Below are 25,498 nucleotides of genomic sequence, written 5' to 3' on the forward strand. Positions count from 1 at the left end.
CGCGGAATCGGGTGGGGGAGCGGTCTTATCGTGGGGGATGTTGGCCGGGTTTATCTGTGGGGGAGGAAACGGCCTTTATTGGAATGTGATCGGTGGATCTTGTTCCAGGGGCGTTCTTCGGTGAACATTCGCCATGGTGCCGGGGTGGGGGAATGCGGTATCGGGGAACGTGCGTACTTTGGGGATCGTATTTGGGTGACCGATAATTGCGGGTGGCGGGGGCCGCTGGAATGAAATTGATCGCGCGGCGTGCGATGGAGTGCGTCGTGGGTATTTGTCGTGCGCGGAATCCGGGCGGGCATCGTGCCTGGGTGCGGGGGGTTTGGCGGGAGGGGCGGGGGGAATGTCGGCGGGGTTTGATGACCTATGAGGAAAAGGTATCGTGGCCGGATATGGGGGGTGTGCATTCGCTGAGCCGGCGGTGTGGCGGGAAGCGATGACGGTCGGCGTGGAAAATCGAAGATAAAAAATCTTGACGCCGGCGTTCGAAGCGTGTAAAAGTTCACCCCGTGGGGGAATGCGTTCTAATTTGACGGGCGGAGTCGCCTATCCGCCCACTCCGTGCAGGGGGAAGGCGCATAGGAACCGGGCCGTGGCGACTCGCCCCGCGAATTCACCACTATCTAAAGGCCATCCTTTCAGCGCCATTTTCTCCTGTCCGAACTACGTCAAGGATCGAACATGGGCAAGATCGCTGTACTGACGAACGACCTGCAGGCCGACGTGGTCCACAAGACCCCGGAGCGCACCGCCGCCATGGCGCAGGCGCTGCCGAGGTTCACGGCCTTCCTGGACGCGATGCGCCGGCGCGGGCACCACGTCTTCCACCTGCAACTCGTCAATCTGCCCGGCGACCCCAACGTCGAGCGTGACCTCGACGGCAAACTGCCCCTCCAGCGCGGCAGCGAGGGCGCCGCCATCCTCGGAGACTTCCTGGACCCCTGCGACGTCGTGGTGGAGAAGAACAAGGACAGCGGCTTCTACGAGACCGAGCTGCACGACCGCCTTCAGGCGGCAGGCGTGGACACCGTGCTGGTGACCGGCCTGCAGACCCAGATCTGCGTGCAGACCACGGCGGCCGACGCCTTCTTCCGCGGCTACAACGTGTGGGTCCCCTCCGACTGCGTGGTCTCCGGCAACCCGGTGGACCGCGACAGGGCTCTGGAGTGGCTGGACGGCTACTGCGCGTCCGTCGCCGGCTCGGCCGACATCCTGGCCGAGCTGGACGCTACTGGCGAGCTGCCGAGGAAGGTCGTCAAGATCCTGCCGTGATCCGGCCCGCCCACCCACGCCCTCGGGAGGAACCACACATGACCAGCCCGGCGACGATCGCCGACGAGATCGTCCTCGACCACGGAAGCGGGGCCGAGCTCAGCCACGAGCTCGTCTCGCTCATCGTCGAGACCCTCGGCGACGTCTACATCGGCGAGATGGAGGACAGCGCGACGCTCCCCATCGAGGGCACGCGCATCGCGATGACCACCGACTCCTTCGTCGTGGACCCCCCCTTCTTCGGCAACGGCGACATCGGCAAGATCGCCGTCTGCGGCACCGTGAACGACCTGGCCGTGGTGGGGGCCCGCCCCGTCTACCTCACCCTCGGCATGATCATCGAGGCCGGGCTGCCGATGTCCCTCCTGACGCGGGTGCTCACCTCGATCCGGGACACCGCCCGGGAGGCCGGGGTGCTCATCGTGTGCGGCGACACCAAGGTGGTGCGCCGGGGCGAGGCCGACCAGATCTACCTGAACACCGCCGGGGTCGGCGTGTTCGAGCACGCCCCGCTGCGCATGCGCGACGTGCGCCCCGGCGACCGGGTGATCCTCAGCGGCCCCGTCGGCGACCACACCGTCCACCTGCTGTCCATCCGTGAGGGCCTCGGCTTCGAGCGGCGGGTGCTGAGCGACTGCGCCCCGCTGAACGGCATGCTGGACGGCCTGCTGTCCCGCACGGCGCCGGGCGCGGTGCGCTCGGTGCGGGACGTGACCAGGGGCGGCCTCGCCGCGGTGCTGCACGAGTACGCCGGCGTGACGGGACACGTCATCGCGGTGGACCGGGCGGCACTCCCGGTGCGGTACGAGACCCGGATGGCGACCGACATGCTGGGCATCGACCCCATCCACACCGCCAACGAGGGCTGCGTCTGCGTCTTCGCCGACCCCGCGGCCGAGGCCGAGGTGCTCGCCGCGCTGCGCGCCCACCCGTACGGCGCGAACGCGGTGGCCGTGGGCGAGGTGACCGGCAGGGCCGGGACGGCCGTCCTGACCCGCGAGCCCGGCGGCCATGAGTCGGTGCTGGAGGAACTCCAGGGCGCCGAGCTCCCCAGGCTGTGCTGAGGTGGTCGTGGACGTGTATGAACGCGCGCCGGCCGAGCGCCGGCGGATCCGCGTCACCGGAGTGGTCCAGGGCGTCGGCTACCGGCCGTTCGTCTACAAGCTGGCCCGCACCCACCACCTGGCGGGCTGGGTGCTCAACGACCCCGAGGGGGTGCTCACCGAGGTCGAGGGCCCACCGGATCTTTTGGAACGTTTCACGATGGAACTGCGCACCCTCGCCCCGCCGCAGGCCCGGGTGGACACCGTCCGGGTGGTGGCGTGGCCGGAGCCCCGGGCGGAGGCCGAGGGGTTCGCCATCCACGAGAGCGTGCGGACCGGCCGCAAGGTCACCATCGTTCCGCCCGACGCGTTCGTCTGCGCCGACTGCCTGGCCGAGCTGCGCGACCCGGCGGACCGCAGGTACCGCTACCCGTTCATCAACTGCACCAACTGCGGCCCGCGCTACAGCATCGTGCGCGGCCTGCCGTACGACCGTGCGCAGACCACGATGAGCGCGTTCACCATGTGCCCCCCGTGCGCCGCCGAGTACCGCGACCCGCTGGACCGCCGCTACCACGCCCAGCCGAACGCCTGCCCCGACTGCGGGCCCCGGCTGCTCGCGGCCGGGCCGGAGGGCGGCACGGAGCGGGGGGAGGCGGCGCTGGCCAGGGCGGTCGTCACGCTGGCGTCGGGAGGCGTCGTCGCGGTGAAGAGCGTCGGCGGCTTCCACCTGGCGGTGGACGCCAGGGACGCCGCGGCGGTGGCACGGCTGCGGGCCCGCAAGCGCCGCGACTCCAAGCCGTTCGCGGTGATGGCCCGCGACCTCGCCACGGTCGCGTTGTTCGCCGAGCCGACCGAGGCGGAGACCGAGTTGCTGGCCTCCCCGGCCCGCCCCATCGTGCTGGTGCGCAAACGGGCGGCGGGCACGCTGCCGGAGGCGGTGGCGCCGCGCAACCCGAACCTCGGCGTGATGCTGCCGTCCGCGCCGCACCACCACCTGCTGGCCGACACCCCCGGGCTGGACACCCTGGTGATGACCAGCGGCAACATCTCGGGCAGCCCCATCGCCTACCGCAACGACGACGCCCTGGAGCACCTTTTCCAGATCGCCGACCTGATCCTTTACCACGACAGGGACATCCAGATCCGGGTGGACGACTCGGTGGTGCGGCACTCGGTCCATCCGGGGCTGGCCGAGCCGCTGCTGACCTTTCTGCGCCGGTCCCGCGGCTACGCGCCGTACCCGGTGGAGGTGGGGGTGGAGCTGGAGCCGCTGGTGGCCTACGGCGCGGAGCTGAAGACCACGGTGGCGCTGACCCACGGCAGCCGGGTCTACCTCAGCCAGCACATCGGCGACCTGAAGAACGACGAGACGTTCGCCTCGCACCGCCAGACCGTCGACCACCTGACGGCACTGCACGAGCTGGCCCCCCGGCACGCCGCGGTGGACCTGCACCCGCAGTTCCGCGCCACCCGGATCGCGGTCAAGGAGCACGGCGGCGACGACCGGGTGCTGCGGGTGCAGCACCACCACGCGCACATGGCCTCCTGCATGGCGGAGAACCGGCTGGACGGCAGCGTGCTCGGGGTGGTGTTCGACGGTTTCGGCCACGGCGAGGACGGCACGGCGTGGGGCGGGGAGTTCCTGCTCGGCGGCTACCTCGCGGCGCGCCGGGTGGCCCGGCTGCGGCACCTGCCGCTGCTCGGCGGGGACCGCGCGGTCACCGAGCCGATCCGCGGCGGCTTCGCGCTCGCCCTGGACGCCCTCGGCGGCCCGGAGGCGGCCGTCGAGGCGTTCCCCGCGCTGCGCCGCCTCGGAGAGCGGGAGCTGCACGTGTTCACGACCATGGCGCGGCGCGGCGTCAACGCCCCGCCCTCCTCCAGCATGGGCCGCCTGTTCGACGCGGTCGCGGCGCTGCTGGACGTCTGCGTCCTCGCCGAGTACGAGGCGCAGGGCCCGATCGAGCTGGAGGGGATGCTCGGCCGCGACCTGGCGATGAGCCCGCCCGGCGAGTCGTACCGCTTCGCGGCGTCCGCGCAGGACGGCCCCACGGTGATCGACCCCCGGCCCGTGGTGCGGGCGCTGGCCGCCGACCTGGCGGCCGGGGTGCCGCCCGAGGTGGTGAGCCGCCGCTTCCACACCGGCGTGGTCCGCGCCGTCGTGGAGCGGTGCGTCGCCGCGCGCGTCGCCGAGGGAACGAAGGCCGCCGGTCGGGCCGTGCTCTCCGGCGGCGTGTTCGCCAACGAGTTCCTGCTGGTCAACTGCCTGATCGAGCTTCGGGCGGCCGGCTTCGCGGCGTACTGCCACCGGCACGTCCCCTGCAACGACGGCGGCATCGCCCTCGGCCAGGCCATGATCGCCGACGCCCGCCTCAAGGCCGCCCGCGAGGAGGCCGAGGGAGCCCCCGGGGACGCCGCCACGAAGGCGCCGGGCGCCGGTCCGGCCGCGGGGGAGGAAGGATCATGATCTCCGGCCGGACGGCGCGGGCGCACGTCGTGGTGCTGCACCGGTGGCGGGACCGGTACGCCGACTACGCCCGCTACCTCGACCACGACGCCTTCGTGGTCACCTACGTCACGACCGAGCTCGGCCGGCGGTCGGTCCCGGGGCGGGCCGCGGGGGTCGCCCGGGTGGCCGCCACCGACGACTTCACAGAGGTGCGCGCGGCGGTCGCGGGGCTCGCCGCGCGCTTCGGGCCGCCCCGGCACGTGGTGGCGCTGAACGAGGGCGACCTGGACACCGCCGCCGCGCTGCGCGGCGAGCTCGGCTGCGGCGGGCAGGACTCCGCCGCGCTGGCGCGGTTCCGCGACAAGCTGACCATGGTCGCCGCGGTCGCCGCCGCGGGGCTGCCGGTGCCCGCCACCGCCGACGCCCCGGACGCCGCCGCCGTCGCCGCGTTCGCCGCGCGACACGGCTGGCCGCTGGTGGTGAAGCCCCGGCGCGGCACCGCCAGCCGCGACGTGCTGGTGATGCGCTCGCCCGCCGACCTGTCCCGCCTGGACGGCCGCCCGCCCGAGCCCCGCCTGGTGCAGACGTACGTGGCCGACCCGATCCTGCACGTCGACGGGGTGTGGACCGGCGACGCGCTCGGTCCCTGGCGGGCGTCCCGGTACGTCAACACCTGCCTGGACTTCGCCGAGGGCGTCCCGCTCGGCTCGGTGGAGGTCGACGACCCCGGCCTGCTCGGCCCGCTGGAGGGCTTCACCGCCGCGGTCGGCGCCGCTCTCGGCCCGGCCCCGTGGGTGTTCCACCTGGAGGTGTTCGCCGGCACAGGCCCATCGGGGGCGCCGGCGTTCGTCTTCCTGGAGGCGGGCGCCAGGGTCGGCGGCGCGGAGATCCCGTTCGTCTGGCGGGAGGTGCACGGGTTCGACCTGATGGCGGCGGCGGTGGACATCCAGCTGGGCCGCCCGCCCGCCGCCGGGTCCCTGCCGTACGGCGAGACCGCCGGGTGGCTGCTGCTGCCGGTCCCGGTCGCGCCGCCGTGCCGGGTGGTGGGCTGCGACGGGCCCGCGCCCGCGGGCGACGGCCCGTACGCCCAGGTGGTCCCGCGGGTCGGCACGGTGATCCCCCGGGCGGGCGGCTACGAGCACGTCGGCGCCCGCTTCCGGTTCCGCGGCCCTTCCAGCAGGGAGGTGGAGGCGGCGCTGGCCAGGACGGCGGCCTGGGCGGGGCTGCGCTGCGAACCGGTGCCCGGCTAGAGCCCGGCAGGGTCCCGGCCGGGGCGAGGTCCGGCGCCGGACACGGCGGAGGGAGGCCGTGAACGGAACCGGAAGGCACCGGCCGGGACACCACGCTCCAGCGGAACACCGTCAGGCCGCCACCGGCACTCCACCGGCGGCGGCGAGGGACACGAGTGAGAGGACACAGATGCGGGACAGCGAGCGGCGCCTGATCGTGGTCGGCAGCCGGTTGCGGGCCTACCGCGAGTACGCGATGGCCGCGCTGGCGGGCCGGTACGACGTCGCGCTGGTGACCGGCGCCCCGGTCACCTGGGAGGCCGGGTACGTCGGCGAGCACAGGATCGCGGACACCACCGACCCCGCCGCGCTGCGCCCGGCGGTGGAGGGCCTGCTCGCCGGGGCGCCCGGCCCGGCCGGGCTGTTCACCTGGGACGAGCTGTCGCTGACCGCCACCGCCGAGGTGGCGGGGGCGCTCGGCCTGCGCCACCTGTCCGTCTCCGCCGCCGCGGCCTGCCGGGACAAGTACACGGCCCGCGGGCTGCTGGACAAGGCCGGGCTGCCCGCGGTGCGGCACCGCCTGGCCCACTCCGAGCAGGACGCGCTGGCCGCCGCCGCCGAGATCGGCTACCCGGTGGTGGTCAAGCCGCGTTCCCTGGCGGGCAGCCTCGGGGTGACGGCCGCGCGCGACCCGGCGGCGCTGCGCGCGGCGTACGCGCGGGCGGCGGCCACCGCCTTCCCCGGGCTGCGCGCCGAGACCGGGGTGCTGGTCGAGGAGCTGCTGGAGGGCCCGGAGATCAGCGTCGACGCGTGCGTGCTCGACGGCGTCGCCGAGCCGGTGACGGTGGCGCGCAAACGGCTCGGCTTCCACCCGTGCTTCGAGGAGGTCGGGCACCTGGCCGGCCCGTGGCGGCACGAGCCGTGGGCCGAGGACGTGCTGCGCCTGCTGCGCGACGCCCACCGGGCGCTCGGCGTCGACCACGGCGTCACCCACACCGAGATCAGGCTGACCCCGCGCGGGCCCCGCCTGGTCGAGCTGAACGGGCGCCTCGGCGGCGACCTGATCCCGCGCCTCGGCGAGCTGGCGTCCGGCGTCGACCTGACCCTGGCCGGCGCCGCCGTCGCGTTCGGCGAACGGCCGGACCTGACCCCGTCCCGTTCCCGCTGGGCCGAGGTGCGCTTCCTGTACCCCCTGCACGACGGGGTGCTGGAGGAGCTGCACACCGGCCGGGCCGCCGAGGTCCCCGGCATCGTGGAGGTGGTGCCGCTCGCGGAACCCGGCGCCGAGCTGCTGCTGCCGCCCCGCATGCTGACCCCCCGCACCGCCGCGCTGATCGCCGTGGCGGACGACCCGGCGGGCTGCGCCACGGCCCTGGACGCCGCCGAGGACGAGGTCCGGGCCGTGCAGCGCGGCACGCCGCAGGACGCGCTCGGCGCGGTGCTGGAGAACCCCGTCACCCGCCGCTACCTGGAGGTCGAGCGCGGCTTTCGCGCCATGACGGTGCCGGAGGTGCGCAACGACTGGATCCGCTACGGCGCCGGCGGCGGCCAGGCGCTGAACCGCGCGATCTTCCTGGCCCCCGGCGACCGGCGGCGCCTGGAAGCCGACCTGAACGGCGTGTTCGCCCTGCTTGCCGACATCCCGGGCCGGCTGTTCGGCGGCGACCGGCGGGCGTTCGCCCGCGCGGTCGGCATGACGCCCACCCAGATCGACCTGGTGACGCGGGGCGCGGGCCTGCGCCTGCCGCCGATGTCCCGGGCCGACATGTACCGCGAGCCCGGCGGCTTCAAGCTGATGGAGCTGAACACCGGCAGCTCCCTCGGCGGCTGGCAGATGGCCGAGTTCGGCCGCGTCATGCGCGAGGACGCCGCGTTCCGCCGCTTCGCCGACGCCGAGCGTCTCACCCACCCCGAGCCGATCGCCGGAATCGCCGCGGTGCTGCGCGCCGACGCCGCGCACGCCGGGTTCCCCCTGCCGCGCCGCCCGGTGCTGGCCATCACCGACTGGCCCGACGGCTACGCCAAGACCAAGCCCTGGCTGGACTTCGTGGTGCCCGAGTGGCTGCGCCACGGCTTCGACCCCGTGGTGTGCAGCCTCGCCGAGTTCGAGTACCGCGACGGCGCTCCCTTCGTGCACGGCCGCCGGATCGACGTCGTGTACCGCATCTTCCTGCCGGGAGAGATGGAGGACGACCGGCTCAGTCGCGCCTTGGTGGACCCGCTGCTCGACGCGGTGGCACGGGGCGACACGTTCCTGTTCGCCGGGCTGGACTGCGAGCTGTACGGCAACAAGGGCAGCCTCGCCATGCTGAGCGACGAACGCAACAGGGGCGCGTTCACCCCCGCCGAGCTGGAGCTGATCGACCGGGTGCTGCCGTGGACCCGTTTCCTGCGCGCCGAGCCGGTGGCGCGCGGCGGCCGCACCGTCGACCTGCTGCCGTACGTGCTGGCGCACCAGGACCACCTGGCGCTCAAGCCCACCCTGCTGTACGGCGGGGTCGGCGTGGTGCCCGGCTGGCGGGTCCCGGCGCGGGAGTGGGAGCGTCGGGTCGTCGCCGCGGTGGACGGGCCGTACGTGGTGCAGGAACGGGTGCTGCCCACCGCCGAGCGCTTCGTCACCGACGCGGGCGACGGGTTCGAGCGGATGGCCGTCGCGTACGGCGTGCTGATGGTCGGCGGCCGGTACGCCGGGATGCTGGTGCGCGGCACCCCCGACCCGGACGTCGGCATCGTCAGCATGTCCAACGGCGCGCAGATCGGCTGCTGCTTCCACGCCGGGGACCCCGCGTGAGGCGGCCGGGCGGCCTGTGGCGGGACGGCGAGTTCCTGAAGTTCTGGTCCGGCGAGGCCGTTTCGCAGATGGGGACGCAGGTCACCCAGCTCGCGCTGCCCCTGGCGGCCGTCTACCAGCTGGACGCGGGCTCCGCCCAGCTCGGGCTGCTCAACGCCGCGGGCTACGCGCCGTTCCTCGGCGCCGCGCTGTTCATCGGCGTCTGGGTGGACCGCAGGCGCCGCCGCCCGCTGCTGATCGCGAGCAGCCTGGGCCGCGCCGTGCTGGTGGCCGGCGTGCCGCTGTGCGCGGCGCTCGGGGTGCTGTCCATGGAGTACCTCTACGTGACGGCGCTGCTGGCCGGCACCCTCACTGTGCTGTACGACGTGTCCTACCAGTCCTACCTGCCGGACCTGATCCCCCGGGAGCGGCTGGTCGAGGGCAACAGCAAGCTCCAGGCCACCAACTCCGTCGCCCAGATCGGCGGCCCCGGCCTCGCGGGCCTGCTGGTCGGGTGGCTCACCGCCCCGATGGCGCTGCTCACCAACGCGGTGTCGGGCCTGGTGTCGGCCGCCACCCTGCTCGCCGTCCGCAGGCCCGAGCCCCGCCCGGTGGTCCCGCCCGGCCGGGTCTCCACCTGGCGCGGCATCCGCGAGGGGCTGGCGCAGGTGTTCCGGGTCGGGGAGATCCGCGCCATCGCCCTGCAGGCGGGCACCTACAACGCCTGCTACCTGGCCATGCAGACGGTGTTCGTGCTGTACGCGGCCCGCGAGCTGCGGATGGCGCCCGGCACCATCGGCCTGCTGCTCAGCGTCGGCGCGGTCGGCTCGCTGCTCGGGGCGTTCGCCGCGGGGCCGCTGAAGGACCGCCTCGGCCTCGGGCGGGCGCTGCTCGCCGAGCTGGCGCTGTGCTGCGCGGCGCCCGCGCTCCTGCCGCTCGCACCCGGCGCCACCCCCGCCGGGTACGCCATGTTCGCCGCGGCCTTCGCGGGCACCGGCGCCGGCTGCACCATGTCCACCATCCACGCGGTCAGCCTGCGGCAGGCCATCACACCGCCCCACCTGCTCGGCCGGGTCAACGCGGGCTGCCGGTTCCTCGCCTGGGGGCCGCTGCCGCTCGGCGCCCTCGCCGGCGGCCGGCTCGGCGACGCCATCGGCCTGCGGGCCACCCTGGCCGTCACCGCCGTCGCGTTCCTGTCCCCGCTGCTGTGGGTGGTGTTCTCGCCCGTGCCCGCCCTCAAGGACTTCCCCTCCGCCGGCCGGGAGGCCGGTCCCGCCGTGTCCGCCCCCTAGCCCCCGGCCCGCGCGTCCGGCGCGGCCCTGCCCCGTGAACAAGGAGAACGATCGTGTACACGACCAGGTCGACGACGTACCGGCCGGCCGGCACCAGGGCCGGGCTGGCGGACCTGCGCGGCCTGCTGAACACCGCGCTGGACATCCTGGAGGAGGCCGCGGCGGGCCGCGCCGGGCCGGTCGCGCCCGGCGGGCCGAGGGCCGCGCGCGAGGCCGCCGGGCGGGTACTGGCCGGGCCGCTGCTCCCGGACGGCCCGGCCGACCCGGTCGCCGTCCTGCACGAGCTGGTCCGCCCCTACGCCGAGTGGGCGGTCGACGTCACCCACCCCGCGGCGCTGGCCCGCATGCAGCCGCCGCCCACCGCCGCCGCGGCCACCGCAGAGCTGGTCGCCGCCACGCTCAACCAGTCGCTGCACGCCTGGGAGAGCGGGCCGTTCGCCCTGGAACTGGACCGCTGGGTGGTCGCCCGGCTCGCCGAGCTGGTCGGATACGGCGCGGGCGCGGGCGGCACGCTGACCTCCGGCGGCAGCGTCTCCAACCTGATGGCGCTCACCGCCGCCCGCGACGACGTGATCGCCGCCGCGCGCGGCCGCTACGTCTTCCAGGAGGGCCTCATCGACATCGGCGTCCAGCCGGTGATCCTCGCGCCGAAGGGCATCCATTTCTCGGTCGCCCGCGCCGCGCGGCTGCTCGGCGTCGGCGAGGACCACGTCCTCACCGTCCCGGTCGACCGGCACGGCCGCATGATCCCCGAGGAGGCCGACCGCATCCTCGGCTCGCTGCCGGGCCTGCCCGGCGACCAGGTCGCCGTCGCCCTGGTCGCCTGCGCGGGCTCCACCGACCTCGGCGTGGTGGACCCGCTGCCCGAGGTGGCCGAGGTCGCCCGGCGGCACGGCGTGTGGCTGCACGCCGACGCCGCGTACGGCGGGGGAGCGCTGTTCTCCGAGCGGCTGCGGCCCATGCTGGACGGCCTGGCCCTGGCGGACTCCGTCACCCTGGACCTGCACAAGTTCGGCTGGTCGCCGGCCTCGTCCGCCGCGCTGCTGGTGCGCCGTGAGGAGACCCTGATCTCGTTCGGCCTCCAGCCCACCACCTGCCTCAGCGCCGACGACGACACCTGCGCGGGGTACATCGGCCTGCAGAACACCTCGCTGCAGACCACCCGCCGCGCCGACGCCCTGAAGATCGCGGTGACGATGCGCACCCTCGGTCGCGCCGCCATGGGTGCGATGGTGGACGCCTGCCACGACCTGGCCCGGCACGCGGCGGCCAGGATCGCCGCCGAGCCCCGGCTGGAGCTGGCCGCCGAGCCGCCGCTCACCGCCGTGCTGTTCCGCTACCTGCCCGCGGCGCCGCTGGACGCCGACGCCTTCAACGGGGCGCTGCGCCGCCGGGTCATGGAGGAGGGCCGGGCGCTGCTCGCCCGCACCCACATCGACCGCGGCGGCGGCCGTACCCGGGTCTTCCTCAAACTCATGCTGCTCAACCCTGGCACCACGCCCGGCCTGCTGGACCAGGTCCTGGACATGCTGCTGGCCGTGGCCGCCGAGCAGGAGGCCGCCGAGCTCCGGGCCCTCGGCCTGGACCCCGCCGCCGGAGCCGCGCGGGAAGCCGCCGCGACCGGTGCGTGACCGGCGATGACCCAGTTCTCCCCGAGGTGAATCCACGTGCCGTCCCCCGCACTCCTCAAGACCGCGACGTCCGACGGCGTCCGGGAGTCCATGCACGAGCGGCTGCCCCGCGGCCTCGCCGTGCCGCTCACGCTGCTCACCGGGCGGCCGCACGCCGGCCAGCGGCCCCTCCGCCTCACACCGGGCGGCCACCTGCTGGGCGCCCTGGCGTCGATCCTGACCGGGCTCGCGGCCGGCGGCGCGGCGCTGGCGGCGGGCGGGTGGTGGCTCGCGCTGCTGGTGCCCGGCTGGGGGGCGACCCTGCACGGCGCCCGCAACCTGCGCATGATGATCTACCACCAGTGCGCGCACCGGAACATGTGGGGCAACCGCCGCGCCGACGCCCTGCTCGGCAGGCTCATCGCCGGGCTGCTCCTCGTGCAGGACTTCGAGCGGTACAGCGCCGAGCACGTCGTCGACCACCACGCCGTCCACCACATGACGCTGCGCGACCCCACCGTGCAGGCGTTCCTGCTGACGCTGCGGCTGCGGCCCGGCATGACCCGGCGGGGGATGTGGCGCCGGGTCGTCACCACCGTGCTGTCCCCGCGCTTCCACCTGAGGTTCCTGCTCGCCCGGATCCGTTCCTACTTCCACGCGGCGGGCGCCGGGGTGCGGGCGTGGACGGCCGCGTGGCTGCTCGGGGTGGCCGCCCTGGCGGCGTGGCTGGACGGCTGGGTGTTCCTGCTGGTCGCCTGGGTGCTGCCGATGACGGTGTTCTACCAGGTCAGTAACACGCTGCGGCTCTGCGTCAAGCACACCTTCCCCGGGCGGGGGCAGACGGTGCGGCGCGGCCGGGAGTACTTCGCCGGGCTCACCAACGCCGTCTTCCTCGGCGAGCCCGTGCCGTCCCGCGGGCTGCGCGGGGCCGCGCGCCCGCTGGCGTGGGCACGGTGGTGGCTGCGGATGGCGCTGGTGCACTTCCCGGCCCGCTACCTGGTGCTGACCGGGGACACCGTGTGCCACGACTTCCACCACCGGTACCCGATGAGCAGGCAGTGGGCCGGTTACCTGTTCGCCCGGGAGGCCGACCACGCCGCGGGGACGCCCGGCTGGCCGCCGTACCGGCAGGTGTGGGGGCTGGTCCCGGCGATCGACCTGGTCTTCGCGTCGCTGCGGGACGCCGACCCGGCCGAGTACCACCCGGACCGGCTGGCCGAGGTCAACTACCGGGAGCTGTTCACCGCCTTCGACGACTGAGCGTTCTGTGCCATGAAGAGGAAAGGGGACCTCATGAACGGTCCGCGGGAGCCGGGGGGGCGGCTGGTCATATTGGGCGTGGCCGAGAGCGACGCCCACGCGGTCGCCAACCGGCTGATCGCCATGCGGCTGCGCGAACACGGCTTCGCGGTGGTGAACCTCGGCGTGTGCACGCCGCTGCGCGAGTTCGCCGAGGCGCTGGACCGCCACCCGGCGGCCGAGGCGATCCTCATCGGCAGCCTCAACGGCCACGCCCACGAGGACCTTCGCGACCTGCCCGCCCTGCGCGCGGCCGGCCGCCTGCGCCGTCCCCTCGTGCTCGGCGGCAACCTGTCGGTCGGCAGCCACAAGACCTCCGCCCACCTGCAGCGGCTCCGCATGCTCGGCGTCGACCACCTGCTCACCGACGCCGCCGAGCTGATCCCCCTGCTGGACTCCCTTCACGCCGGTGCGGGCCCGGTGTGGCGGATGGCCGGGGCCCGCCGTGGGTGATCTGCTGGACCTCGGGCTGGAGCCGGTTTTCGCCGCGGAGCTGCCCTCGCAGGAGGAGGTGCTGGCGTACCTGTCCGCGCCGGAGCGGCGGCACGCGGCGGCGGTGCTGCGCGACGCGGCGGACGCCGGGCGGCCGGTGGTGCAGCCGCGCTGCGGGGTGGGGTCGCACGACCGCATGCTGGCGCTGCTGCGCGCGCTGGAGCCCGCCGGGCCCGGCATCCTGTCGGTCACCATCGACTCCCACACCCGCCTGCGGCGCTTCGGCGTCGCCGCCGGGCTGCTGCGCCGCGGCCCCGGCGACCTCAACGGCTACCCGCTGGTCGCGCACGGCTGGCGCCGGGGCCGTGAGCTGGCCGCCGCGGTCGGCGTGCCGCTGGAGGTCAGGCACGGCTCCCCGGACGCGCGGGAGCTGTTCGCCGTGTCGCTGGCCTCCGGGTTCACCTCCTTCGAGGGCGGCGGCATCGGCTACAACCTGCCGTACTGCAAGGACGTCCCCCTGGCCGCGTCGCTGCGCGCCTGGCGGCGGGTGGACGCGGCGTGCGGCCGGCTCGCCGAGGCGGGCGTGGTGGTGGACCGCGAGCTGTTCGGCACGCTCACGGCCGTGCTGATGCCGCCGTCGATCAGCCTCGCCGTCACCCTGCTGGAGGCCGTCGCCGCCGCCCGCGAGGGCGTGCGGTGCCTGTCCATCGCCTACCCCCAGGGCGGCGAGCCGCACCAGGACGTCGCCGCGCTGCGCGCCGTCGCGACCCTCGGCCGCCGCTACCTGCCGCCCTCGGTGGCGGTGCACCCGGTGCTGCACGAGTTCATGGGGGCGTTCCCGCGCACCCCCGACTACGCCGCGGCGCTCATCCTGTGCGGCGGCCTGGTGGCGAGGCTCGGCGGGGCCGTCAAGGTCGTCAGCAAGACCACCCAGGAGGCGTACGGCCTGCCCGACGCCGCCGCCAACGCCGCGGGCGTCCGCATGGCCGCCCTCGGCGCCTCCGACCTGATGGACTTCGCCCGCCTGGACGAGGGCCGGGTGGCCGAGGAGCGGCACTGGATCGAGCGCGAGGTGGCCGAGCTGGTCGACCCGGTGCTGGCCGCGGGTGACCTGCACGGCGCCATCGTGGCGGCGTTCCGCGACGGGCGGCTCGACGTGCCGTTCAGCGCCAGCGTGCACGCCCGCGCCCAGGTGGTGCCGCGCCGCGACCCCGGCGGCGCCATCCGCTACGCCGACCCCGGCGCCCTGCCCTTCTCCCCGGCGGTGCTGCACCACAACGCCGAGCGGCTGCGCGCCGTGCCGGCCGGGCGCGGCCTGTTCGCCGCGGTGACCGCCGACATCGACTACTTCCTCGACCGTGAACTCACCACCGACCCCCGAACGAGGTTCCGATGACCGCCCAGCAGCCCCAGCTCCGCCGTCCCGCCCACCCCGGCGGCCCGCCCCCCGGGTTCGTGCCCGACCTGGCCGAGGGCTCCCGCGTGCGGGCCGCCGACCGGGCGCACCTGTTCCACTCCTGGATGGCGCAGGACGCGGTGGACCCGATCCCGGTGGCCGGCGGGTCCGGCCGCTACTTCTGGGACTACGGGGGCCGCCGCTACCTGGACTTCTCCTCGCAGTTCATCAACCTCAACATCGGGCACGGCCACCCCAAGGTCATCGCCGCGATCAAGGAACAGGCCGACCGGCTCTGCATGATCGCCTCGACCTTCGCCAACGATCAGCGCGGCGAGGCCGCCCGCCTCATCGCCGAGCTGGCGCCCGGCGACCTGGACCGTGTCTTCTTCACCAACGGCGGCGCCGAGGCCAACGAGCACGCCGTCCGGATGGCCCGCATGCACACCGGCCGCCCCAAGGTGCTGTCGGCGTACCGCTCCTACCACGGGGGCACCGCCACCGCGATCGGGCTGACCGGCGACCCGCGCCGCTGGGCCAACCAGAACTCCGGCAGCGCCTCGGGCAACATCGCGCACTTCTTCGGGCCGTACCTGTACCGCTCGCACTTCCACGCCGCCACCGAGGCCGAGGAGTCGGCCCGCGCGCTGGAGCACCTGGAGCAGGTGATCGTCTTCGAGGGCCCCGGCACCGTCGCCGCCGTGGTGCTGGAGACGGTGGTCGGCACCGCGGGCATCCTGGTGCCGCCGCCCGGCTACCTGGCGGGGGTGCGGGAGCTGTGCGACCGGTACGGCATCGTGTTCGTCGCCGACGAGGTGATGTCGGGGTTCGGCCGGGTAGGGGAGTGGTTCGCCGTGGACCACTGGAACGTCACGCCCGACCTGATCACCTTCGCCAAGGGCGTCAACTCGGGGTACGTCCCGCTCGGCGGCGTCGTCATGTCCGAGGCGATATACGACAGCTTCCGCACCGTCACCTACCCCGGCGGCCTCACCTACTCCGGGCACCCCCTCGCGTGCGCCGCCGCCGTCGCGACCATCACCGCGATGAAGGAGGAGGGGATCGTGGAGAACGCCGCCCGGATCGGCGAGCAGGTCATCGGCCCCGGCCTGCGCGAGATCGCCGGACGCCACCCCTCGGTGGGCGAGGTCCGCGGCCTCGGCGTCTTCTGGGCCGTCGAGCTGGTCCACGACCGCGAGACCAGGGAGATGCTGGTGCCCTACGCCGCCTCCGGCGCGGCCACCCGGCCCGTGGACGAGGTGGTCGCCGCGTGCAGGGCGGGCGGCATGTGGCCCGTGTACAACTTCAACCGGATCCACGTCGTGCCGCCGTGCACCATCACCGACGCCGAGGCCCGCGAGGGCCTGGCCATCCTCGACCAGGCGCTCTACCGGGCCGACGCGTACACCACCGGAGGCTGAGCGCCCGTGTCCCCCCGGCCCGCCCGCGCCGCGGGCCGGGGCCCCCGGCCGGGAACGACTGTTCGAGACATCGATGGAATGATGTCCGGGTACGTCCAGACCGGGAGGAGACGATCGTGGCGTTGCCTCCGGACGACGTCGTCGTCGCGGCCCTGCGGGCCGGGGACGAGACGATGTTCGCGGCGTTGCTGGACACCTGGTCGCGCGGCATGCTGCGGGTGGCCCGCACGTACGTCTCCACCGCCGACTCCGCCGAGGAGGTCGTGCAGGACACCTGGCTCGCCGTCATCGGGGCCATCGACGCCTTCGAGGGCCGTTCCTCGCTCAAGACGTGGATCTTCCGCATCGTGGTCAACACGGCCATGAAGCGCGGCGTGCGCGAGAGCCGCACCGTCCCGTGGAGCACCGCCTTCGAGCACGACGCCGCACCGCCGGACATGCCCCTTCTCACCCCGGGCGCCTCCGGAGCCGGGCCGCCGGTGCCGCGGCACACGCCCGAGGGCGAGGCGCTGGCCGCCGAGTTCCGCGCCGAGGTCGCCGCCGCGCTGGCCGGTCTGCCTGCCCGGCAACGCAGCGTGATCGTGCTGCGTGACATGGAAGGCTGTACCTCGGACGAGGTCTGCGAGATCCTGGACCTCACCCCGGCCAATCAGCGGGTCCTCCTGCATCGGGCCCGCGTCGCGGTACGTGGCCGTCTGGCGGATTACGTCGCTACGGTGAAACGATCGGAGTAGTGAAGCGGTTCAGATGACACGGTTCAAGGCGGTCGCGAAAGTGAAGCGGTTCAGTTGTGAGGATCTGGCGGAACTCACCCCGCTCTACCTGGACGACGCCCTGGACACCCCCGCCCGCGAGGGCTTCGACCACCACCTCGCCGAGTGCCTGACCTGCGCCGGTCACGTCACCGGCCTGCGCGTCACCGTCGACACCCTCGGCGATCTCCCCGCCGGCCCCGCCGAGACGCTCTCCGAGCGGACCCGCGGCCGCCTGCTGTCGGCCTTCCGCGCCTCCCGCCACCCCTGACCGCCGCCGGGGGGACCTCGTCCCGATCGGCCTCCGCGGGAAGAACCTCGTCCCGATCCGGAATCCGGGTGTAACGCCCGCGTCCCTCGCGGGTCTGTAGTCCCGTACACGGGGCGGGGGGCGGAGGGCGAGGATGACGAGTCGGCTCACCGAGAGCGCGCTGATCCGCGATGTCGCCGAGGTGGAGGGCTTCGCGCGCGAGTGCTTCCAGGCCGGGCCCGGGGAACGGGTCGGGGTCGAGCTCGAGTTCCTGGTGTTCGACCGCGCGGACGCCGGGCGCGCCGTGCCGGTCGGCGAGATCGCCGGGGTGCTGCCCGAACTGCCCGGCGGGAGCAGGGTGACGTTCGAGCCGGGCGGCCAGCTCGAACTGTCCGGCCCGCCGGGAGGCCTCCCGGACGCGATCACGCGGCTCGCCGCGGACGTGCACGCGGTGGAGGAGGCCCTGCGGGACGCGGGCCTGTGCCTGACCGGGGTGGGGATGGACCCGGTGCGGCCGCCCCGGCGGCAGAACACCGAGCCCCGGTACGAGGTCATGGCCGAGTACCTCGGCGTGCCGTACGGCGCTCTGATGATGTGCTCGACGGCGTCCGTCCAGGTCAACCTGGACTTCGGGGACCGGCCGGAGGTCCGCTGGGAGCGGGCGCACCTGCTCGGCCCGGTCCTGACCGCGGCCTTCGCCAACTCCCCCCTGCGCGAGGGCCGGCCGACCGGGTGGATGTCCGGCCGCCAGGCCGTCTGGGAGAACCTCGACCCCACCCGCACCGCCCCGGTGCCGCACGCGGGGGACCCGGTGGCCGCCTGGACGCGGTACCTGCTCGACTCCCGGCTGATGCTGGTGCACGACCCCGGCGGCCGGTGCCGCCCGGTCCGCGACGGCTCCACCGTCCGCGACCGCCTGGCCACCTCCGGGCTGACCAGGGCCGACCTGACCTATCACGCCACCACCCTGTTCCCGCCGGTGCGGCCCCGCGGCTGGCTGGAGATCCGCTACCTGGACGCGCAGCACCCCGCCCGCTGGCCGGTGTGCGTGGCCGTCGCCCACGCCCTGGTCATCGACGACAAGGCCGCGGACGCCGCGCTGGACGCCGCCGGGCCGTGCGCGGACCTGTGGCACCGGGCCGCGCGCGACGGCCTCGCCGACACCGAGCTGCGCCGCGCCGCCGAGGAATGCTTCCGCGCCGCGCTCGACGCCCTGCCCCGCCTAGGCGCGCCCTCCGCCCTGACCCGCGAGGTGGCGGCGTTCGCCGACCGCCACGTGACCCCGGGCCGGTCCCCGGCCGCCGCCCTGCTCGACGCGCCGCGGCACCCGGCCCGGCCGACGGAAGGACACCCGTGAACGACCTCAAGGAACGGATCGCCGCCCAGCTCGCCGCCGTGCGCGACCGCTCGCTCGCCTACACCGACGCCGAGGACGCCCTGCTGACCCGTCAGCACTCCCCGCTGATGTCCCCCCTGGTGTGGGACCTGGCGCACGTCGGCAACTACGAGGAACTGTGGGTGCTGCGCGCCGCCGGGGGCATCGAGCCGGTGCGCCCGGAGATCGACGACATCTACGACGCCTTCAAGACCCCGCGCAAGGACCGCCCCGCCCTGCCGATGCTCGGCCCCGGGGAGGCCCGCCGCTACATCGAGGGGGTGCGCGGCCGGGTGCTCGACGTGCTGGACGCCGCCGACCTCACCGCGCCGGACCCGCTGCGCCGCGCGGGCTTCGTCTTCGGGCTGGTCATCCAGCACGAGCACCAGCACGACGAGACCATGCTCGCCACCCTGCAGCTGTCCGGGGAACCCGGGCTGGTCCGCGACGGCGAGCTGCCCCCCGCCCGCCGCGGCGGGCCGCAGGAGGTGCTGGTGCCCGCCGGGCCGTTCCTGATGGGCACCGGCACCCTGCCGTGGGCGTACGACAACGAGCGCCCCGCCCACCGGGTCGACCTGCCCGCCTACTGGATCGACCGCCTGCCGGTGGGCAACGCCGCCTACGCCGCCTTCATCGCCGCCGGCGGCTACGACGACCCCCGATGGTGGGACCCCGAGGGCTGGCGCTGGCGCCAGGAGAGCGGCGCCACCGCCCCGCTGTTCTGGACCAGGGACGGCGGCACCTGGTGGCGCACCCGCTTCGGGCGCACCGAGCCCGTGCCGATGGACGAGCCGGTGCAGCACGTGTGCTGGTACGAGGCCGACGCCTACGCCCGCTGGGCGGGCAGGCGCCTGCCCACCGAGGCCGAGTGGGAGAAGGCCTGCGGCTGGGACCCCGAGGCCGGCCGCGCGCGCACCTACCCCTGGGGCGAGGACGACCCCACCCCCGCCCGCGCCAACCTCGGCCACCGCGCCGCCCGCCCCGCCCCCCTCGGCGCCTACCCCTCCGGGGCCAGCGCGTACGGCGCGGAGCAGATGATCGGCGAGGTGTGGGAGTGGACCGCGTCGCACTTCCTGCCCTACCCCGGGTTCCGCAGCTTCCCCTACCCCGAGTACAGCGAGGTCTTCTTCGGCCCCGGCCACCGCGTCCTGCGCGGCGGCTCCTGGGCCGCCGACCCCGCCGCCGTCCGCACCACCTTCCGCAACTGGGACTACCCCATCCGCCGCCAGATCTTCTCCGGCTTCCGCTGCGCCCGCTCCGCCACCCCGGAGGAGGCCTGAGATGCGCCGCCCCCAGGCGATCCCGGAGCGGGTCTAGATGTGCCGTCACGCCGCCTGGCTCGGCGCCCCGCGCAGCCTCGCCACGCTGATCGGCGAGCCGGAGCACGGCCTGCTGACCCAGTCGTACGCGCCCCGCATGCAGCGTCACGGCCGGGTGAACGCCGACGGGTTCGGCATGGGCTGGTACGACGACGCCCGCGCGGAACCGGTCCGCTACCGCAGGTCCGTCCCCATCTGGGCGGACGCCAACCTGCCCGCGCTCGCCGAGGTGGCGAGGTCCCGCTGCCTGCTGGCCGCGGTGCGGTCGGCGACCGCAGGCATGCCGGTCGAGGAGACGGCCACCGCGCCGTTCACCGACGGCCGCCACCTGCTCAGCCACAACGGCCGCGCCGGGCGGGAGGCCGTCCGCTCCCTGGCGGCCGACGCGGAGAGCACGTGCGACTCGGCCTGGCTGGCCGCCGGGGTCTTCGCCCTGCTGCGCGCGGGCACCCCCCTCGGCGCCGCCCTCGCCGACACCGTGACCCGGGCCGCCGGCAAGGACCCCGCCGCCCGCCTGAACCTCCTCGCCTGCGACGGCACCGCCCTCGCCGCCACCACCTGGGGCGACACCCTGTTCCTGCGCCCCGGCGGCGACGGCGTCCTCGTCGCCAGCGAACCCCTCGACGACGACCCCGCCTGGCGCGCCGTCCCCGACCGCCATCTGGTCCTCGCCACCGCCGGCGACGTCCGCGTCGAGCCGCTGTGACCACCCGGCCCGGCCGCCGGCCACCCGACCCCCAGCCATGAGCCCAGCCCGCTGGGCGCCGTCACCGAACACCGCCATCGAACCGGGAGAACACTCGTGCCCGTCAGCCAGTCAGCCGTGCACCTGATCGACCACCTCGACCGCGACCACCTGCGCCGCGCCCTGGAACACGACGTCCGCACCGGCCTCACCGCGTCCCCCAAGTGGCTGCCCCCCAAGTGGTTCTACGACGCCCGGGGCAGCGACCTGTTCACCCAGATCACCCGGCTCCCCGAGTACTACCCCACCCGCCGCGAACTGGCCATCCTCCGCGAATGGGCAGGCGACATCGCCGCCCGCGCCTCCGCCGACACCTTGATCGAACTCGGCTCCGGCACCAGCGAGAAGACCACCCTCCTGCTCGACGCCCTGACCGCCAAGGGCCTCACCGCCTACACCCCCGTGGACGTAGACCCCGTGACCCTGCTGGACGCCGCCCACCGCCTCGCGGCCCGATACCCCGCCCTCACCGTCCAGCCCGTCCGCGCCGACTTCGAACACCACCTGGCCGCCCTCCCCAGGCCCGGCCGCCGCATGATCGCCTTCCTGGGCGGCACCATAGGCAACCTCCCCCCCGGCCCTCGCGAGCACTTCCTCACCACCCTCCGCTCCACCCTGACCCCCGGCGACACCTTCCTCCTCGGCGCCGACCTCGTGAAGGACACCTCCCGCCTGGTCGCCGCCTACGACGACTCGGCCGGCGTCACCGCCGCCTTCAACCGCAACGTCCTCCACGTCGTCAACCACGAACTCGACGCGGACTTCACCCCCGAAGACTTCGACCACATCGCCCTGTACGACGAGCACAACGCCTGGATCGAGATGCGCCTGCGCGCCACCCGCCCCATGACCGTCCCCATCCGCGCCCTCGGCCTGACCGTCCCCTTCACCACAGGCGAAGAGATGCGCACCGAGATCAGCGCCAAGTTCCACCTCCACGGCCTCCGCGCCGAACTCACCGCCGCAGGCTTCACCGTCGACCACTGCTACACCGACCCGGACGGCGACTTCGCTCTCGTCCTCGCACGGGCCTGATCGAGGCAGGAAAAAAGGCCCCGGCGGGACGCCGGGGCCTTTTCGAACGGGTCAGCCCACGCGGCTCAGATGGAACGTGAGGTCCAGGTCGGCGTCGTGGTGGGCGGGGAGGTCCGTGGGAGGCTCGCCTTCGGTCACGGAGGTCGCGAGGACCTCTTCGGACAGGCGGGTGGTGTCGGCGCGCAGGGCGTCGGCGAGGTCGCCGGTGGCGGTCCACCACAGGGAGATGCGGTCGGTGATGTCGAGGCCGGTGGACTTGCGGGCCTCCTGGACCAGGCGGACGACGTCGCGGACGAGGCCCGCGCGGTACAGCTCGGGGGTGACCTCCAGGTCCAGGGCGACGGTCTCGCCGGAGCCGGTGCCCACGGCGCCGGTCTCGACCGCCCAGCCGGACTTCGGGTGCTCGGTGACGATCACGTCGTCGGGGCCGAGGGTGACCTTCTCGCCGGAGACGACGACCGTCGCGGTGTCGCCGGCGCGGATGGCCGCGGCCAGGGACGCCGGGTCGGCGGCCGTGATGGCCCCCGCGACGGCCTTGGTGCCGCCGCCGAAGCGCTTGCCGAGGGCACGGAAGTTCGGCTTGACGGTGAAGGAGACCAGGTCGGCGGAGTACTCCGACAGATCTTCCAGGGTCCGCACGTTGAGCTCGTCGGCGATCAGATCGCGCAGCGAGCCGGGCAGCGCGGACCAGCCGGCGGCGCCGACCAGCGCCCGGGCCAGCGGCTGGCGGGTCTTGACGCCGCTGCCCGCGCGGGCGGAGCGGCCGAGCTCCACCAGGCGGCGCACCAGCGCCATCCGCTCCGACAGGCCGGGGTCCAGCAGGCTCCGGTCGACCTCGGGCCAGGTGGCCAGGTGGACCGAGGCGGGCGCGTCCGGGGCGCGCAGCACGTCCCACACGTAGTCGGTGAGGAACGGCACCAGCGGCGCCATCAGCCGGGTCACCGTCTCCAGGGAGCCGTACAGCGTGGCGAACGCCGACGGGTCGCCCGACCAGAACCGGCGGCGGGAGCGGCGGACGTACCAGTTGGACAGGTCGTCGAGGAACTCGGTGAGCCGCCGGCCCGCCCGCGCGGTGTCGAACGCCTCCATCGCCTCGGTGACCTCGGCCACGGTGCGGTTCAGCTCCGCGAGGGCCCACCGGTCGATCAGCGGCCGGTCCGCGGGCGCGGGCGCCTCGGCCAGCCGGGACGGCGACCACGACTCGGCGCCGGCGTACATGGTGAAGAAGGAGGTCGTGTTCCAGTAGGTCAGCAGGACCTTGCGGACGATCTCCTCCAGCGCGGCGTGCCCCACCCGGCGCGGCGACCACGGGGAGCCGGCGGTCGCCATGTACCAGCGCAGCGCGTCGGCGCCGTGCTGCTCCATCAGCGGCATCGGCTGCAGGATGTTGCCGAGGTGCTTGCTCATCTTGCGGCCGTCCTCGGCGAGGATCAGGCCGAGGCACAGCACGTTCTCGTACGACGAGCGGTCGAACACCAGCGTGCCGACGGCCATCATCGAGTAGAACCAGCCCCGGGTCTGGTCGATCGCCTCGCAGATGAACTGCCCCGGGTAGGACTGCTCGAAGACCTCCTTGTTGACGTGCGGCGCGCCCCACTGCGCGAACGGCATCGCGCCGGAGTCGTACCACACGTCGATCACGTCGGGCACCCGGCGGGCCTCGGCGCCGCACACCGGGCAGCCGAAGGTCACGTCGTCCACGTACGGCCGGTGCGGGTCCAGCGCGGTCAGGTCGCGCCCGGCCAGCTCGCCGAGCTCCTTCAGCGACCCGACGCAGGTCACGTGCGACTCGTCGGCCGTGCACACCCACAGCGGCAGCGGCGTGCCCCAGTACCGCGACCGCGACAGCGCCCAGTCGACGTTGTTGCGCAGCCACTCCCCGTACCGGCCCTCCTTGATGGTCGGCGGGAACCAGTTGGTGCGGTCGTTCTCGGCGAGCAGCCGGTCCTTGACGCGGGTGGTGCGGATGTACCACGACGGGAGCGCGTAGTAGAGCAGCGGCGTGTGGCAGCGCCAGCAGTGGGGGTAGCTGTGGTCGAAGTGCCCGCCGCGCAGCAGCAGCCCGCGCGCCCGGAGGTCCTCGGTCAGCCCTTCGTCGGCGTCCTTGAAGAACAGCCCGCCGACCTGCGGCACCTCGGCCAGGAACCGGCCGTCCGGGCCGATCGGGTTGACCACCGGCAGGCCGTACCGCTTGCAGGTCGTCAGGTCGTCGGCGCCGAACGCGGGCGCCTGGTGCACCAGCCCGGTGCCGTCCTCCACGGTGACGTACCCGGCCAGCACCACGAAGTGGGCGCCGGGGATGTCGACCAGCTCGAACGGCCGCGTGTACGGCGTGTGCTCCAGCTCGGCGCCCTGGACCCGCTCGGTGACGGTCCAGCCCTCGCCGAGCGCGGCGCCGAGCAGCGGCTCGGCCACGACGACCGGCCGCTCGCCGTCCTTGGCCGCGACGACGTAGGTGACCTCGGGGTGCACGGCGACGGCCGTGTTGGACACCAGCGTCCACGGCGTGGTGGTCCACACCAGGAGGTCGGCGCCCTCGAAGCGGCCGGAGGTCACCGGCATCCGCACGTACACCGACGGGCTGGTGACCGTCTCGTAGCCGCCCGGCTGACCGAGCTCGTGATCGGAGAGGCCGGTGCCGCAGCGCGGGCAGTACGGCGTGATGCGGAAGTCGCGGAACAGCAGGTCCTTGTCCCAGATGACCTTCAGCGACCACCACACCGCCTCGACGTAGGCGGGGTCCATGGTGCGGTAGGCCTGGGACATGTCGACCCAGTAGCCCATCCGCTCGGTCATCTCCTCGAACGCGTCCACGTGCCGCAGCACCGACTCGCGGCAGCGCTCGTTGAACGCCGCGATGCCGTACGCCTCGATCTCCGGCTTGCCGGACAGGCCGAGTTCCTTCTCGACGGCGACCTCGACGGGCAGGCCGTGGCAGTCCCAGCCGGCCTTGCGGGGGACGTGGAAGCCGCGCATCGACTTGTAGCGCGGGAAGACGTCCTTGAACACGCGGGCCTCGACGTGGTGCACGCCGGGCATGCCGTTGGCGGTGGGCGGGCCCTCGTAGAACACCCAGGAGGGGCCGCCGGCGTTCTGCTCCAGGGAGCGCTCGAAGACCTTGCCGTCACGCCACCGGCTGAGTGTCTCCGCCTCGAAGGCGGGCAGGTCGACCCGCGAGGGTAGCGGGCGGAAGTATGGCGATGTCATCGTCGGGGCGGTCCTCCACGCGAGCATTTCCCAATGGCGTGGAGGGACGAGGCCGGAGCCCCGCGGTACCACCCTCCTTGACCCCGCTTACCGGGATTTTCCCGGATCGAGGCCCACTCTTGTCATCGTGGCCGGGTCTACTGGGCCGAGGCGGCCGTTCTTCCGGCGGCTCGGGGGTGATCTTCTCTCCGGTCTCGCCCCGGGCTCACACCGTCCCCGGGTCGCTGCGGCGAGAGGTGCGGAGGTACTCGTCCCCTTCAACGCCTTGCAAACTGAAACGATATCTCACGGCGGCGGAAGGACCGACACGATTATGCGGGTGGCGATCAGGGTAAGGCCGGGAGCCTCACGCGAATCGGTCGGCGGCTCCTACGGAGCGGACGCCATCGTGGTGAAGGTGAGCGCCCGCGCCGTCGACGGCAAGGCCACCGAGGCCGCCCTGCGCGCGGTCGCGTCCGCGTTCGGCGTGCGCCGGGCGGACGTCCGGCTGATCAGCGGCGCGGCCAGCAGAGACAAGGTCGTGGAGATCCTCGGAGATCACCAGGAATTGACCGAAAGGGCGACGGCGTTACGGATGACGTAAACGGTCGGCGCGTCGGTTG

At 74.0% G+C, this 25,498-nt stretch carries 19 protein-coding genes; 18 read left to right on the plus strand and 1 reads right to left on the minus strand.

The features are described from left to right. Positions 1–681: 681 nt before the first annotated feature. The 17 genes from ACFP1K_RS35920 to egtD all read left to right on the plus strand — a co-directional run bounded on the left by ACFP1K_RS35920 (position 682) and on the right by egtD (position 21,689). Complete coding sequence (locus ACFP1K_RS35920) at positions 682–1,272, plus strand: cysteine hydrolase (protein ID WP_380761958.1); 591 nt, start codon at positions 682–684, stop codon at positions 1,270–1,272. 38 nt (positions 1,273–1,310) lie between these two features. After that, positions 1,311–2,336 (plus strand): hydrogenase expression/formation protein HypE, encoded by a 1,026-nt coding sequence (gene hypE / locus ACFP1K_RS35925; RefSeq protein ID WP_380761960.1) that lies wholly within the window; start codon positions 1,311–1,313, stop codon positions 2,334–2,336. 7 nt (positions 2,337–2,343) lie between these two features. Beyond that, positions 2,344–4,782: a carbamoyltransferase HypF gene (hypF, locus tag ACFP1K_RS35930; protein WP_380761962.1), complete on the plus strand. Its 2,439-nt coding sequence runs from the start codon at positions 2,344–2,346 to the stop codon at positions 4,780–4,782. Beyond that, a complete protein-coding gene (locus tag ACFP1K_RS35935; protein WP_380761964.1) occupies positions 4,779–6,014 on the plus strand; it encodes an ATP-grasp domain-containing protein in 1,236 nt (411 codons plus the stop codon). Before hypF ends, ACFP1K_RS35935 begins: the two co-directional genes overlap by 4 nt. A 169-nt stretch (positions 6,015–6,183) precedes the next feature. Beyond that, entirely contained in the window at positions 6,184–8,784 is a 2,601-nt protein-coding gene (locus ACFP1K_RS35940; RefSeq protein ID WP_380761966.1) for an ATP-grasp domain-containing protein, read from the plus strand. After that, positions 8,781–10,055, plus strand: a complete 1,275-nt coding sequence (locus ACFP1K_RS35945; protein WP_380761968.1) for an MFS transporter — start codon at positions 8,781–8,783, stop codon at positions 10,053–10,055. Before ACFP1K_RS35940 ends, ACFP1K_RS35945 begins: the two co-directional genes overlap by 4 nt. 53 nt (positions 10,056–10,108) lie before the next feature. Beyond that, a complete protein-coding gene (locus ACFP1K_RS35950; RefSeq protein ID WP_380761970.1) occupies positions 10,109–11,686 on the plus strand; it encodes a pyridoxal phosphate-dependent decarboxylase family protein in 1,578 nt (525 codons plus the stop codon). A 36-nt stretch (positions 11,687–11,722) separates the two neighbouring features. Next, positions 11,723–12,925 carry a fatty acid desaturase gene (locus ACFP1K_RS35955; RefSeq protein WP_380761972.1) on the plus strand — a complete coding sequence of 401 codons (1,203 nt, stop codon included), beginning with the start codon at positions 11,723–11,725 and terminating at the stop codon, positions 12,923–12,925. A gap of 33 nt (positions 12,926–12,958) precedes the next feature. Next, on the plus strand, positions 12,959–13,417 hold the full coding sequence (locus ACFP1K_RS35960) for a cobalamin-dependent protein (RefSeq protein ID WP_380761974.1): 459 nt from the start codon (positions 12,959–12,961) through the stop codon (positions 13,415–13,417). Next, entirely contained in the window at positions 13,410–14,792 is a 1,383-nt protein-coding gene (locus tag ACFP1K_RS35965; RefSeq protein ID WP_380761976.1) for a methylaspartate mutase, read from the plus strand. Before ACFP1K_RS35960 ends, ACFP1K_RS35965 begins: the two co-directional genes overlap by 8 nt. After that, complete coding sequence (locus tag ACFP1K_RS35970; protein WP_380761978.1) at positions 14,789–16,213, plus strand: aspartate aminotransferase family protein; 1,425 nt, start codon at positions 14,789–14,791, stop codon at positions 16,211–16,213. Before ACFP1K_RS35965 ends, ACFP1K_RS35970 begins: the two co-directional genes overlap by 4 nt. 116 nt (positions 16,214–16,329) lie before the next feature. Next, positions 16,330–16,947: an RNA polymerase sigma factor gene (locus ACFP1K_RS35975; protein ID WP_380761980.1), complete on the plus strand. Its 618-nt coding sequence runs from the start codon at positions 16,330–16,332 to the stop codon at positions 16,945–16,947. Positions 16,948–16,960: 13 nt separating this feature from the next. Then, positions 16,961–17,236 (plus strand): anti-sigma factor family protein, encoded by a 276-nt coding sequence (locus ACFP1K_RS35980; RefSeq protein ID WP_380761982.1) that lies wholly within the window; start codon positions 16,961–16,963, stop codon positions 17,234–17,236. 133 nt (positions 17,237–17,369) lie between these two features. Then, positions 17,370–18,572: an ergothioneine biosynthesis glutamate--cysteine ligase EgtA gene (gene egtA, locus ACFP1K_RS35985; RefSeq protein ID WP_380761984.1), complete on the plus strand. Its 1,203-nt coding sequence runs from the start codon at positions 17,370–17,372 to the stop codon at positions 18,570–18,572. After that, positions 18,569–19,870, plus strand: coding sequence for an ergothioneine biosynthesis protein EgtB (gene egtB / locus ACFP1K_RS35990; RefSeq protein ID WP_380761986.1), 1,302 nt, complete (start codon positions 18,569–18,571; stop codon positions 19,868–19,870). Before egtA ends, egtB begins: the two co-directional genes overlap by 4 nt. 37 nt (positions 19,871–19,907) lie before the next feature. Continuing rightward, complete coding sequence (gene egtC, locus ACFP1K_RS35995; RefSeq protein ID WP_380761988.1) at positions 19,908–20,615, plus strand: ergothioneine biosynthesis protein EgtC; 708 nt, start codon at positions 19,908–19,910, stop codon at positions 20,613–20,615. 96 nt (positions 20,616–20,711) lie between these two features. Continuing rightward, complete coding sequence (egtD, locus tag ACFP1K_RS36000; protein WP_380761990.1) at positions 20,712–21,689, plus strand: L-histidine N(alpha)-methyltransferase; 978 nt, start codon at positions 20,712–20,714, stop codon at positions 21,687–21,689. Between the two features lie 51 nt (positions 21,690–21,740). Here the strand turns inward: egtD and ileS are convergent, their stop codons facing one another. Then, on the minus strand, positions 21,741–24,896 hold the full coding sequence (gene ileS / locus ACFP1K_RS36005) for an isoleucine--tRNA ligase (RefSeq protein WP_380761992.1): 3,156 nt from the start codon (positions 24,894–24,896) through the stop codon (positions 21,741–21,743). A gap of 313 nt (positions 24,897–25,209) precedes the next feature. Here ileS and ACFP1K_RS36010 point away from each other — a divergent pair, with 313 nt between their 5' ends. Next, positions 25,210–25,479, plus strand: a complete 270-nt coding sequence (locus ACFP1K_RS36010; protein ID WP_380761994.1) for a DUF167 domain-containing protein — start codon at positions 25,210–25,212, stop codon at positions 25,477–25,479. Positions 25,480–25,498: the final 19 nt, after the last annotated feature.

The organism is Sphaerisporangium aureirubrum (assembly GCF_042658925.1).
In the GTDB taxonomy this organism is placed as follows: Bacteria; Actinomycetota; Actinomycetes; order Streptosporangiales; family Streptosporangiaceae; genus Sphaerisporangium; species Sphaerisporangium aureirubrum.

Bases quoted from the DNA above. Each gene is read 5' to 3' on its own strand.
- ACFP1K_RS35980 (WP_380761982.1), top strand. From the start codon at position 16,961: ATGACACGGTTCAAGGCGGTCGCGAAAGTGAAGCGGTTCAGTTGTGAG.
- hypE (WP_380761960.1), top strand. From the start codon at position 1,311: ATGACCAGCCCGGCGACGATCGCCGACGAGATCGTCCTCGACCACGGA.
- ileS (WP_380761992.1), bottom strand. From the start codon at position 24,896: ATGACATCGCCATACTTCCGCCCGCTACCCTCGCGGGTCGACCTGCCC.
- ACFP1K_RS35935 (WP_380761964.1), top strand. From the start codon at position 4,779: ATGATCTCCGGCCGGACGGCGCGGGCGCACGTCGTGGTGCTGCACCGG.
- ACFP1K_RS36010 (WP_380761994.1), top strand. From the start codon at position 25,210: ATGCGGGTGGCGATCAGGGTAAGGCCGGGAGCCTCACGCGAATCGGTC.
- egtC (WP_380761988.1), top strand. From the start codon at position 19,908: ATGTGCCGTCACGCCGCCTGGCTCGGCGCCCCGCGCAGCCTCGCCACG.
- egtA (WP_380761984.1), top strand. From the start codon at position 17,370: ATGACGAGTCGGCTCACCGAGAGCGCGCTGATCCGCGATGTCGCCGAG.
- ACFP1K_RS35920 (WP_380761958.1), top strand. From the start codon at position 682: ATGGGCAAGATCGCTGTACTGACGAACGACCTGCAGGCCGACGTGGTC.
- ACFP1K_RS35960 (WP_380761974.1), top strand. From the start codon at position 12,959: ATGAACGGTCCGCGGGAGCCGGGGGGGCGGCTGGTCATATTGGGCGTG.
- ACFP1K_RS35970 (WP_380761978.1), top strand. From the start codon at position 14,789: ATGACCGCCCAGCAGCCCCAGCTCCGCCGTCCCGCCCACCCCGGCGGC.
- ACFP1K_RS35940 (WP_380761966.1), top strand. From the start codon at position 6,184: ATGCGGGACAGCGAGCGGCGCCTGATCGTGGTCGGCAGCCGGTTGCGG.